This window comes from Clostridium sp., assembly GCF_036569345.1.
In the GTDB taxonomy this organism is placed as follows: Bacteria; Bacillota; Clostridia; order Clostridiales; family Clostridiaceae; genus Clostridium_AD.
Window position 1 is genome coordinate 48,908 of record NZ_DATCQT010000018.1, and the last position, 12,512, is coordinate 61,419.

The window sequence follows — 12,512 nt, forward strand, 5'->3', positions numbered from 1 at the left end:
TTATGATAATTTAGGTTTTACTTCTTCCATTATAAATGCTTCAATAATGTCGCCTTCTTTAATATCATTGAATTTTTCTACACTTAATCCACATTCAAATCCAGCAGCAACTTCTTTAGCATCATCTTTAAATCTCTTTAATGAAGCTAATGTTGATTCAGTTATTACTATTCCATTTCTAAGTACACGAACACTACTATTTCTCGTAATTTTACCGTTTAATACATAAGATCCTGCTATTGTTCCTACATTAGAAACTTTATATATTTGTCTTATTTCTACTCTACCCAAAACAACTTCTTTATATACAGGATCGAGCATTCCTACCATTGCAGCTTTTATGTCATCAAGAGCATCATAAATTATTCTATAGGTTTTAATTTCTACGCCCTCTTTTTCTCCAATTGTTGCAGCATTATTATCTGGTCTTACATTAAACCCAATAATTATTGCATTTGATGCAGCAGCGAGTACAACATCTGTTTCTGTAATAGCTCCAACTCCAGAATGAATTACCCTTACTTTTACATTATCAGTTGATAATTTTTCAAGAGATTGTCTTACTGCCTCTACAGACCCTTGAACGTCAGCTTTAACAATAACACCAAGTTCTTTAACAGATCCTTCTTGTATTTGATTATATAGATTTTCCATAGAAACTCTATTACTAGATTGAAAGTGTTCTTCTCTTAAATTTGTTTTCCTAGTTTCAGCCATATTTCTTGCAGTTTTCTCATCTTTAACTACATTAAATCTATCTCCAGCTGCTGGAACATCAGATAATCCAAGTATTTCTACTGGCATAGATGGGCCTGCTTTTTTTATCTTTTTACCCTTATCATCAAACATTGCTCTTATTCTTCCATAAGTTGAACCAACTATTATAGAATCACCAGTGTTTAGTGTGCCATTCTGTACAAGTAACGTAGCAAGAGGACCGCGACCTTTATCTAATTTCGCTTCTATTACAGTTCCTTTAGCGCGTCTATTAGCATTGGCTTTAAGTTCTAACATTTCCGCAGTAATAACAACCATTTCAAGCAAGGTATCTATGCCTTCTTTAGTATGAGCTGATACTGGAACACAAATTGTATCTCCACCCCAATCTTCTGCTACAAGCCCAAATTCTGTTAATTCTTGCTTAACTTTATCAGGATTAGCTCCTGGTCTATCTATCTTATTTATAGCAACTATTATTGGTACATTAGCAGCCTTGCAATGATTTATTGCTTCTTCAGTTTGTGGCATAATACCATCATCCGCAGCTACTACAAGTATAACTATATCTGTTATTTGAGCACCTCTTGCTCTCATTGCTGTGAAAGCCTCATGTCCAGGTGTATCTAAGAATGTTATTTTTTCACCATTAACGTCAACAGTATATGCACCTATATGTTGTGTAATTCCGCCCGCTTCTGTTTCGGTAACTTTAGATTTTCTAATACAGTCAAGGAGTGATGTCTTGCCGTGATCTACGTGGCCCATTACTGTAACAACCGCTGGTTTTTTATCTGTACCTATTTCTGCGTCATTGTCTTCAATATCTTCATCTTCGGCTATTTTTCCTTCTTCTACTTCTCTGAGTACTGCAAGTGCACCATATTTTTCTATTACCTTTTCAGCTGTAGCAAAATCTATTTCTTGATTCATTCCAGCCATAACACCTATAAAAATAAGTTGTTTTATTACTTCAACATAAGGTCTCTTTAATGTATCAGCTAAATCTTTAACAGTAATTGTACTGTCAATTACTACAACTTCGTCATCTATTGCTTCAACACTGTTATTGCCATTTCCTAATTCATCTCGACCTTTTCTTCCTCTTTTTCTAATGATAACTTTATTAGCATCTTCATTAGCTAAATTTTCATAGTGTTCTACCGTTTCGTTTTTATCATCTTTAAGGCCTGAATTTTCATCACTATAAAGTTCCTTTATTAACTCAGCATCCTCTTCCTCAATCACACTCATATGATTTTTGGCTTTTATACTAAATTCTTCAAATAGTACATTAATTAATTCTTTACTTGACACTTCTAACTCTTTTGCTAATTCATATATTCTGACTTTTGCCAAATCATTCACCCCCGAAATTTAATTTATTCATTGTTTTCCTTACTTTCGACACTTTCGATACTTTCAGTACTTTCAATGCTTTCGACACTTTTATTCATTTCATTCCATAAGCTTAATAGCTTATTAGTCATTTTTTTATCACTTACGCACACAACATTGATTTCTGCCCTGCCTAAGTATTTACCTAAAATTTCATTGGATACTCCTTCTATAAGAGGTATAACATTCCTACTAGCTAATCTTTTAAATTTATCTTTAGTATTTACAGCACTTTCTTCTGATAAAATTATAAGGGTTCCTCGTCCATGTGATAGTGCTTCTTCGCATTGATTGTAACCTTCAATAAGTTTACCTGCCTTTTTAGTTAAACCCAAAAATTGAAAAAATTTATTATTCATGTTCTATCTCATCCTTCAAGTTACCATAAATTTCTTCGCTTATTTTCCCACCTAAATTTCGTTCCAACCTCTTAGTCTTAAAAGATTTTTCAAAGCATTCTATATTTTTACAAACATATGCACCTCTGCCTGGCTTTTTCCCTGTTAAATCTATAGAAATTTCTCCTTCTTTACTACGAACTATACGTAATAACTCTTTTTTACATTTCATTTCCATGCACCCAGTACACATACGCTGAGGTATTTTTTTAACTTTCATAAAGCTATCACCTACTCCTGCGTAATGGTTTCAATTACTTTATTTTCAATATCATCACTAATTTCATTAACTTCCATGTTGTATTGAGCTTGAGTTCTACTTTTAATATCAATTTTCCAGCCTGTTAATCTTGCGGCCAATCTAACATTTTGACCTTCTTTTCCAATGGCTAAAGATAATTGATTATCTTCCACAATAACCTTTGCAGATTTACATGCTTCATCAACTACCACATTCAATACCTTTGCAGGACTTAAAGCATTTGAAATATATTCTTCAGATTTTTTGCTCCACTTAATAATATCAATCTTTTCATTTCTTAATTCATTAACTATATTTTGAACTCTAATTCCTTTAGGCCCTACGCAAGCTCCCATAGCATCAACATTTTCATCATTAGAGTATACTGCAATTTTAGTTCTTGAACCAGCTTCTCTTGAAATGCTTTTTATTTCAACTATTCCACCAAAAACTTCAGGTACCTCTAGTTCAAATAATCGTTTTACAAGACCCGGATGAGTTCTCGATACCCCTATTTGAGCACCTTTAGTAGTATTTTTAACCTCAACAATGTATAGTTTCAATTTTTCATTGAAATTATATTCTTCACCTGGCATTTGCTCATTAGCTCCAAGAACAGCTTCAATTTTGCCTAAATCTATAAATACATTTCCTCTATCTTTTCTTATAACACTTCCTGTAATGATATCAAATTCTTTGGTTATAAACTCATTGTAAATTATATTTCTTTCAGCTTCTTTAATTCTTTGAATAACCACTTGCTTCGCAGATTGCGCCGCTATTCTTCCAAATTTCCTTGGAGTAACTTCAATATCAACTATATCGTCAATTTGATATTTAGGGCTATATTCTTTAGCTTCCTCGAGTGATATTTCATTTACATCCTCAACTACTTCTTCTACAACAGTTTTTTGACCATAAACATGTATCTCGCCTGTTTCTCTATTCATTGTTACTTTTACATTTTGACTATTATTAGATAGAGTAGCAAAATTTTTCTTATATGCTGCAACTAATGCATCTTCAATAGTTTCAAAAAGTAGATCTTCACTAATTCCCTTTTGGTCTACAATTTCTCTCAATGCTTCAATAAATTCCTGATTCATTTTAACTTCCTCCTTACAGCACCGGCTTTAAACTCACACTGGAAATATTTTCTCTAGCAATAGATATATTATTCCCATCATATTGAATTTCTATTTGTACATCAGAAAATCCTAATAAATTACCTTCAAGTTTTTTAGTGCCTTCATATAGACTATTTAAATTAATTAGTACATTTTGGCCTATGTATTTATTTAGATGATTGTCATCGTATAAAGTCCTCTCAATTCCTGGAGAGGAAACTTCTAAACAGTAACTATCAGCTATTGGGTCTTCTACATCTAATATTTCACTTACAGCTCTACTTATCTTTTCACAATTTTCTAAAGATATTCCATTAGTACTATCTATATAAATTCTCAGGAAATTTTCTCCTGCTTCTTTTACATACTCCAAATGATATAATTCACAATTATTTTTTTTTACTATTGGTTGAGTTATTTTTCTTAGTCTTTGTAACAAGGTATCATTTTTCATTTTAACACCCTCCTTTTATAAATATTTTATACAATTATTAGCATAATTAAACATAATATTATAATTAAAACGCAACCATGAGTTGCGTTTCAATAAATAGAGAGTAGGCGGGCCTACTCTCGTGCAATAAAATTACCAACGGTAACTAATATATATCATTCTATCATATAAAATTTGCTAATTCAAGGGTTAATTGCATTTGCCTAAAAAAACGACAGCTGATTTGTATCAGGAAGTTCCTTCAAACACCCATGATTATCTAATGCTTCAATTACTGTTTTTGAAACTTTACAACGAATTCTTAAATCTTCTTTTGATATAAACTCACCTTCAGGTCTTAATAAAACTATACTTTTAGCAGCATTTTCACCTACACCTTCAAGACTATTTAATGGAGGTCTTATTGCATCTCCTTCAATAATAAATTTAATTGCCTCAGACTTATAAAGATCTACATTTAATAATTTTATCCCTCTTTTATACATTTCATAAGATAACTCAAGCGCTGTAAGAAGACCTTTTTCTTTCATTCCTATATCCTTACCCATAGCTGTTAACTCATCCATTTTGACTTTTATAGCACTATCACCTTTTACAATCAAATTTGCATCAAAGTCATCTGCTCTTATTGTAAAGAATGTAGCATAATATTCCTTTGGATAATAAACCTTATAATATGCTATTCTTACCGCCATCATTACATAAGCAACTGCATGACCCTTAGGAAACATATACTTTATCTTTTTACATGACCCTATATACCAATCTGGAACATCATGTTCTCTCATTACTAGTTCATCATCTTCTGTGAGACCCTTACCTTTTCTTACTCTCTCCATTATAGTAAAAGCAGTCTTAGGTTCAAGATTTTTCTGCATTAGATAAACCATTATATCATCTCTTGTAGAAATACAATCTTTAAGTGTGGTAAATCCTTCTTTAATATAATATTGTGCATTATTAATCCATACATCAGTACCATGAGACAGTCCAGAAATTCTAACTAAATCTGAAAAAGATTTAGGTTGCGTATCTAAAAGCATTTGTCTAACAAATTTTGTTCCGAATTCTGGAACACCATAACTTCCAACTTCACAACCCAATTCTTTAATGGTTAGCCCTAGAGCCGCTGGAGACGTAAATAAACTTATAACCTTAGAGTCTGATAGTGGAATAGTTATAGGGTCAAGTCCTGTTAAATCTTGAAGCATTTTTAGCATTGTAGGGTCATCATGTCCAAGAATATCAAGCTTTAATAACCTGCCACTTATGGAATGATAATCAAAATGTGTTGTAACAATATCCGAATTTGGGTCGTCAGCAGGGTGTTGCACAGGGCAAAAATTATATATTTCATTATCACTTGGGACAACCATAATTCCACCCGGATGCTGACCTGATGTTCTTTTGACCCCTGTACATCCCATGACTAGTCGCTCTATTTCTGCTTGAGGTACCATAATGTCTTTTTCACCTAAATATTTTTTCACATAACCATAAGCAGTTTTATCAGCAATTGTTCCAATTGTCCCCGCCTTGAAAGTATGCCCCTTACCAAACAGCACCTCTGTGTATCTATGTATATCCGCTTGATTTTCACCTGAGAAATTCAAATCTATATCTGGCTCTTTATCCCCTTCAAACCCTAAAAAAGTTTCAAATGGGATATCATGGCCATCTTTCACATATTGAGTTCCACAACTTGGACACTCTTTATCAGGTAAATCGGCGCCCGAGCCAACCGATCCATCTAAAATGAATTCACTCTTTTTACAATTAGGACATATATAATGAGGGGGAAGTCCATTTACCTCAGTTATATTAGACATATTAGCTGCAAAAGAAGATCCAACTGAACCTCTCGAACCTACTAAATAACCATCTGCGAGAGATTTTGCTACTAATTTTTCAGCTATTAAGTAAAGTACAGCATATCCATTACCTATAATAGAATTTAATTCCTTATCCAATCTTTTTTGAACTATCTCCGGTAATTTTTCGCCGTATATAGAATGAACTTTATCTGAGGTCATCTTTCGAATATCATCTTCTGCGCCTGGTATTGTAGGTGTATACGTCCCGTCAGGTATTGGTTTTATAACTTCTATCATATCTGCGATTTTATTTGGATTATAAATTACAACTTCTCTACATTTTTTTTCACCTAAATATGAAAATTCTTTTAACATTTCATTAGTAGTTTTGAAATATAGCGGTGGTTGATCATCCGCATCTGAAAACCCTTTACCAGCCATTAAAATTTTCCTGAAAACCTCATCAGAAGGATCTAAAAAGTGTACATCTCCTGTAGCAACTACCGGTAAATTGTTTTTATCCCCTAAATCACATATTTTTTTATTAATATTCATTAATTCATTTTCATCTTTTACCGTACCATTTTTAATCATAAATTTGTTATTTAGAAGAGGTTGTATTTCTAAATAATCATAGAATTCTATAATCTTCTTAAGATCTTCTTCAGATTTCCCTTGAAGCACTTCCTTATACACTTGCCCAGCTTCACAAGCTGAGCCAACAATAAGACCATTCCTATATTCTTCCACTAAGGTTTTAGGAAGCCTAGGTCTTCTATGGAAATAATCTAAATTTGAAAATGAAATAAGCTTATACAAATTTTTAAGCCCTACAAGATTTTTAACCAAAATAATAACATGATAGCTGTTTGCTTTCTTTACATTAAAATCTCCTAGAAATTCTTTATTTAAAGTATCTAAGTTCAGAATATTTTTTTCTCTAAGCAGTCCAAAGCAATGTAATAGTATATCCGCAGTAGCTTTAGCATCATCTACCGCTCTATGATGATTTTCCAGGGAGATGCCTAAATGCTTAGCTATTACATTTAGCTTAAATGTTTTAAGGTCTGGTAGTAAATATTTAGCTAGTGGTATTGTATCCATAATTGCATTTTCAAACTTTAAATTAATCCTCTCTGAGTTTTTTTTGATAAAAGATGCGTCAAAGTCAGCATTATGAGCTACTACTACGCTACCACTAGCAAACTCTAAAAACTTAGGAAGTATTTCTTCAATTGGTTCTGCGCTAGAGACCATATCATTTGTAATTCCCGTTAATTCCGTGATCTTATAGGGTATGTCCATTCCCGGATTTACAAATTCATTAAATCTATCTACTATTTTTCCATTTTCGATTTTAACTGCTCCAATTTCAGTAATTCTATCATTTTCGCTTGAAAGTCCTGTTGTTTCTAAATCAAAAACTACAAAAATATCATCTAAACTTTCATTTTTATTATTAATAACTATTGGTTGACCATCATCTACAAGGTAACCCTCTACACCATATAAAACCTTTATTTTATTTTTTTTAGCAGCATCCATAGCTTCCGGAAAAGCTTGGACTACACCATGATCCGTTATCGCCACTGCTTTATGTCCCCATTTAGCTGCTCTTTCAACAAGTTTAGAGACAGGACTTATTCCATCCATAGCACTCATTTGTGTATGCAGATGAAGCTCAACTCTTTTCTCATCTGCAGTGTCCATTCTTTCTATTTTCTTAAGTCTTACTATATCCCTTGCCATTATAACAACCTCTTTTGCATAGGTGTCATAACTTGCTTCTCCACGTACCTTACAAAAAAGTCCTACTTTAATTTCATCCATTATCTTTTCCACATCTTTAGGTTTTGGAAAACATTTCACTGTAATTGAACTTGAATAATCAGTAATATAAAATGTAATAATTATTCTACCTGTTTTAGTTTCAATAATTTTAATTTTAAAGATATCCCCACAGATGCTGACTATTCCTGAAGCCTCATCTATTTCGTTTATTTCTATACTATCGCTTTTTATATTTCTTCCCATTATAGTATTTGCATCAGCGGCTTCATCTTTTCTAAATCCTGGTCTGCTAAATTTATTAGCTTTTTCATTGTTTTGACTACTACTTTGAGGTTTATCTTTCTTTTCTGTACTAATATTCTTAATAATTTCTTTTATTATAACCTCATTTTCTTTTTCTTTTTTACCAAAAAAATCTTCTTTAGAAAGTTCACTATTATGTTCTAATTTCACCTGTGAATTAATCCCAAACATATCATTTATAGTATTTTTTATTAGAATTTCTATGTTTTTATCCCTTAAAATTTTGCACATAAAATTATTGCCGCATTGAATCTTAAACATTCCATTTTCAATTATCCTAGAAGATTTAAGTAAGCTATCCTTACTTGACGGTTCTGATATAGCTATTACATTGACGACATCTAACCAAAACTTATCTTTTACATCTTCTATAGTAGCGTTTGAAACATCTCGATAACAAATTAACTGTATATCTTCAAAACTACATAATCGCTTTGAAATAATTTTTTTAATATGTAGTTTTTTATTATCATCTATATCCTCAAAAGATTTGATTAGCACCCTTAACTTATTGCTTTTTTTAAGATATTGAACCCTTAATACCTTAATATCATCTACTAATGTTTTTTCATTTAAATTGAAATCGTTTTTCAACATTTCAGCTAGGCTTACATTCATTAGTATTCCTCCTGATAAGACATTTTATAGTTTATCTATCTCGCGGATAAGTTCTTCCACTAAATTTTCTTCCTTAACGGTTTTAATTATTTCACCTTTTTTAAATATAAGGCCGACTCCTTTGCCTCCAGCAATGCCAATATCAGCTTCTCTTGCTTCACCGGGTCCATTTACAACGCAGCCCATTATTGCAATCTTTATATTTTTATTGTAATTTTTTAATCTTTCTTCTACTTCATTTGCAATTTTAATAAGATTTATTTGGGTTCTTCCACAGGTTGGGCATGATACGAATTTAATTCCATCATTTATATAATCTAGAGCTTTTAAAATTTCTATGCCAACTTTAACCTCGTCTATTACATCCCCAGTAAGTGATACCCTTATAGTATCTCCAATGCCCTGCGCTAAAAGCGCTCCAATACCTATACTTGATTTTATTGTTCCTCGCCATGTAGTTCCAGCCTCAGTAACACCAAGGTGCAACGGATAATTCACTTTATCTGATAATAATTTATAACTTTCAATCATCATAGGTACATCTGAGGATTTTATTGAAATAACTATATCATAAAAATCTAAATTTTCTAGTATTTTAACATGTCTTAATGCACTTTCAACTAACGCCTGTGCACATACATGACCATATTTTTGAAGAATGTCTTTTTCCAGTGATCCTGAATTCACACCGATTCTAATTGGTATACCCTTTTCCTTAGCTGCATCTGCAACTAATTTTATTTTATCAACGCTTCCAATATTGCCTGGATTAATTCTTAATTTAGATATTCCATTCTCAATAGATTTTAAAGCTAGCCTATAATCAAAATGAATATCAGCAACTATTGGTATGTGAATACTTTTCATGATATTTTTAATAGCCTCTGCTGCTTCCATATCTGGCACAGCGCATCGTACAATGTCACACCCTGCCTCTTCTAGAAGAAGAATTTGATTTACCGTAGCTTCTACATCTCTTGTATCTGTATTAGTCATTGATTGCACTGCTATCTCTGAATCTCCACCTATATATACATTTCCAATTTTAATTCTTTTCGTTTGTTTCTCGCGCTTAGACTTCATGTTCTTCATCTCCTAGAATTTCATTGGACTAACTATATCCTTAACGACTACTAACACCATTAATGCCATTAAAAACATAAATCCAATATAATTTACAAATCCAACTTTCTTATCATCTAATTTCTTACCTGATATTATTTCAAATAACAATATAAAAATCCATCCTCCATCTAGAGCTGGGAAAGGTATTATATTCAATATTCCTAATTGTACACTTAACATTGCTGTTAACATCATTAAATTTATTATTCCAGTTTGTGCAGCCATTGTTGAAATTCTAATTATGCTTATTGGTCCACCTACATCATTAATAGATTGTTGGCCCTTAAATAAGCTCCCCAAAAACCCGAAAATTAGTTTTGATGTACTAATAGTTTGATTAAATCCATAACTTACGACTTCACCAAAGTTCATTTTTTCTTGTTTACCACCAATTCCTATCATAAATCTATTTTCTTCCACATTTTTAATGGGCTTCAAGGAAAATGTTTTCACCTTTGAATTTCTCACTATTTCAATATTTATATTTTCACCTTCAGACATACCAATTTCATTTATAAATTGCTCCCATTTGTCTATACTAACTTTATTGACCTTAATAATCTTGTCTCCAACTTGCAATCCAGCCTTCATAGCTGCACCATTAGGAACTACTCCCCCTATTATTGGTACTATTTTCCCTGTCGCAGCGCCTATAATAGCAAATAAAACCACTGCTAATATTATATTCATAATTGCACCAGCAGAAACTATGCTTAATTTTTGAACTGCAGTTTTATTATTAAAAGCTCTTGGATCATTACTTCCTTCATCTTCACCTTCCATTTTAACATAACCACCAATGGGAAATGCCTTAATCAAATACTCTGTTTCTTTTCCTTTTATTCCAAAAAGTTTTGGACCCATTCCGAGTGAAAATTCATGTACTTTTACCCCATTTAGCTTAGCTAGCATAAAATGACCTAATTCATGTATTATAATCAAAAGACTAAATGCTAATATAGCCATAATAAAATATGGTATGTTTCCTAAAATACTTGTAATACTACCCACAACAATTCCCCTCTCTATTCTTTATCATAATTATTTCTTACGTATTCCCGTACCATAAGGTCAACTTTTAAAATTTCTTCAAGATTCGGATTAATATTATGTTCAAATTTATTCATGCATTTTTCTATAATGTCTTCTATCTGAAGATACTTAATTTTATAATCTAAAAATAGTTCAACAGCTACTTCATTAGCCGCATTCATAATAGCTGGCATATTTCCATCCATTTTGCCCGCTTTAAAGGCCAATTTAAGACATTTGAAAGTATCCATATCTGGTTTTTCAAAAGTTAAATTACCCATGTTATAAAAATCTAGTTTTGCAATGACAGTATTTTTTCTTTCAGGGTAGTTTATAGCGTATTGAATAGGTAGTCTCATATCAGTGGAACTCAATTGTGCTATTACACTTCCATCTTTGTACTCTACCATAGAATGTATTATACTTTGAGGATGAACTACCACTTGTATGTTCTCATAATCTACATCAAATAACCAGTGTGCCTCTATAACCTCAAGCCCCTTATTCATAAGTGTTGAAGAATCAATTGAAATCTTTCTGCCCATATTCCATTTAGGGTGTTTAAGAGCCTCTTCAGGTTTTATTTTTACCAATTCCTGTTTACTTTTGCCCCTAAATGGGCCACCTGATGCAGTTAATATTATTTTATTAACTGTTTCTAACCTATTGCCCTGTAGACATTGAAAAATAGCACCGTGCTCTGAATCAACCGGCAAAATGTTTACATTGTTTTTTTTAGCAGCATCAATAACTAATTTACCTGCTACAACTAGTGTTTCTTTATTTGCTAAAGCAATATCTTTTCCAGCGTTAATAGCTTTCATAGTGGGTACTAAACCAATCATCCCTACAACCGATGTTACTACAATGTCAACTTCTGGTAAAGTACTTATATAATTTAATCCATCCAACCCATGTAATATTATAGTTGATTTTTTATTTAACCTGCAATATTCTTTAAGCTTAAGTGATGCCACTTCATCCATCATCGCAACATATTTAGGTTTAAATTCCTCTATGATAGGTATAATTTTTTCAAAGTTAGTATTCGCAGAAATTCCAACGATAATAAAATTGTTAATATCTGATCTAATAACATCTAGCGTTTGAGTTCCAATGGATCCCGTAACGCCTAAAATAGTAAGCTTCTTCATGTAAATCTCTCCATTCATGTAAATCTGTTGTTTATACCTTATATATTAGTAAATTCTGTAATACTTCAAATTTTCCCCTGTTATGAATTATAGCCAAGAAATCAACGGAAATAAGATCAATACTGAGTTATACCACCACTATCATAGTTTATAATGTAGTAACCAAAATCTTGATGATCTTACCAATTAACATATAACAGACCCCATATTTTTAAAATAATTAATCCTTGTATAGCATATAATATAACATATTTATATACTAAAATAAAGCATTTAGTAATATTTTCTATTTTGTAAATAAATATCTGATTTGTAGTATTTACCGTTCATTTTCTATGAA

General features: G+C 31.8%; 8 protein-coding genes and 1 pseudogene. All 9 read right to left on the reverse strand.

What is annotated here, in order from left to right:
* The gene (gene infB / locus VIM70_RS01035; RefSeq protein ID WP_331943228.1) at positions 1-2,076 is read right to left on the reverse strand and encodes a translation initiation factor IF-2; all 2,076 of its coding nucleotides are present in this window, start codon (positions 2,074-2,076) and stop codon (positions 1-3) included.
* Positions 2,077-2,174: 98 nt separating this feature from the next.
* Positions 2,175-2,474, reverse strand: a pseudogene (locus VIM70_RS01040) (ribosomal L7Ae/L30e/S12e/Gadd45 family protein); the annotation flags it as partial.
* The gene (gene rnpM, locus VIM70_RS01045; protein WP_331943230.1) at positions 2,467-2,733 is read right to left on the reverse strand and encodes an RNase P modulator RnpM; all 267 of its coding nucleotides are present in this window, start codon (positions 2,731-2,733) and stop codon (positions 2,467-2,469) included. The gene rnpM and the pseudogene VIM70_RS01040, both read right to left, overlap by 8 nt.
* A gap of 11 nt (positions 2,734-2,744) precedes the next feature.
* A complete protein-coding gene (gene nusA, locus VIM70_RS01050; RefSeq protein ID WP_331943232.1) occupies positions 2,745-3,860 on the reverse strand; it encodes a transcription termination factor NusA in 1,116 nt (371 codons plus the stop codon).
* Between the two features lie 13 nt (positions 3,861-3,873).
* Positions 3,874-4,335: a ribosome maturation factor RimP gene (gene rimP / locus VIM70_RS01055; protein WP_331943234.1), complete on the reverse strand. Its 462-nt coding sequence runs from the start codon at positions 4,333-4,335 to the stop codon at positions 3,874-3,876.
* Positions 4,336-4,538: 203 nt separating this feature from the next.
* On the reverse strand, positions 4,539-8,840 hold the full coding sequence (locus VIM70_RS01060) for a PolC-type DNA polymerase III (RefSeq protein ID WP_331943367.1): 4,302 nt from the start codon (positions 8,838-8,840) through the stop codon (positions 4,539-4,541).
* Positions 8,841-8,885: 45 nt separating this feature from the next.
* Positions 8,886-9,944, reverse strand: a complete 1,059-nt coding sequence (gene ispG, locus VIM70_RS01065) for a flavodoxin-dependent (E)-4-hydroxy-3-methylbut-2-enyl-diphosphate synthase (protein WP_331943236.1) — start codon at positions 9,942-9,944, stop codon at positions 8,886-8,888.
* Between the two features lie 12 nt (positions 9,945-9,956).
* Positions 9,957-10,952 (reverse strand): RIP metalloprotease RseP, encoded by a 996-nt coding sequence (rseP, locus tag VIM70_RS01070; RefSeq protein WP_331943369.1) that lies wholly within the window; start codon positions 10,950-10,952, stop codon positions 9,957-9,959.
* Positions 10,953-11,011: 59 nt separating this feature from the next.
* Positions 11,012-12,172 carry a 1-deoxy-D-xylulose-5-phosphate reductoisomerase gene (locus VIM70_RS01075; protein ID WP_331943238.1) on the reverse strand — a complete coding sequence of 387 codons (1,161 nt, stop codon included), beginning with the start codon at positions 12,170-12,172 and terminating at the stop codon, positions 11,012-11,014.
* Positions 12,173-12,512: the final 340 nt, after the last annotated feature.